The sequence below is a fragment of the Shewanella surugensis genome (assembly GCF_023284005.1).
Lineage (GTDB): Bacteria > Pseudomonadota > Gammaproteobacteria > Enterobacterales > Shewanellaceae > Shewanella > Shewanella surugensis.
The window spans coordinates 1-901 of record NZ_JAKIKS010000338.1; the positions used below are offsets into that span (position 1 = coordinate 1).

Sequence of the window (901 nt, forward strand, 5' to 3'; positions counted from 1 at the left end):
GGTAAGGTGTTCGATCAGGGTCATTGGGTTACATCTCAGAAAGTGAGGTGCGATTAGATCACAGTAATTCAGCAGATTCAATCTTTGTTAACAAAGTGCGATCCCGCCCTGGGGCAAGTGAGGTATTTGTAATAACCTTCGCTATTGGTTGCAATTAAGCATTCAAAATCTATTGTTTCTGCTTTTGCATCGGGTCTGAAACTAGGCACCATAATATTGGCGTAGGTGGTTGCTTCATTCAGCGCTTCATCATCGTCAGTGCAATAGCTTTGCTGACCGTTATTGGCACTAATATAAATAGCGGGATTGTTGCTGTTATTATCACTAATATTGTTATAGCTAAAATAATTGGCTTTAATCTGATTAAAACTCGGCTTTTGATGGTGAACTGTTCCGCCTTCACCACAGTTTCGATAAAGATAAATACCACCATTATCATTTAGAATAAAATAATTATTTTCTATTTTGTTATGAGCAGAGCCGTCAAGAGCCATGAGTTGTTGAGCGGTATTGACTTCAATTTCATTATCGAGGATCTTATTATAATTGGATTCAGCATCGAGGTACAGCGCAACAGTATCTGAAGTGCCATGAAGGTATGACTGTTTCAAATTAACATGATTGACTCCGGGTGAAAAATAAACCGGGGGACGTGAGATCGCCTCAATATTGAGGTTGATGAGCTTTATTTGGTGCGGCGCTGCATGATTGCTTCTTTCGGTATGATTAGCGGTAAGATAAGAGGCTTAACATCCATGCCCAGTGCATCACTTCCCATTCCGATCAAACGGATAAGTGCTTAACTAAAAGTTATCGTATATTTTGACGGATAATTATCCATGATGTTTTTTACACTCTCTTTGAGTGCATCAAAAGTGATAAAATCATGGCAAGATAACCA

1 protein-coding gene is annotated in these 901 nt (G+C 39.1%); it reads right to left on the reverse strand.

The genetic code is table 11. The features are described 5' to 3' along the window. Window positions 1–77 precede the first annotated feature (77 nt). Window positions 78–689, reverse strand: coding sequence for a right-handed parallel beta-helix repeat-containing protein (locus L2764_RS27385; RefSeq protein WP_376708521.1), 612 nt, complete (start codon window positions 687–689; stop codon window positions 78–80). Between the last annotated feature and the right edge of the window lie 212 nt (window positions 690–901).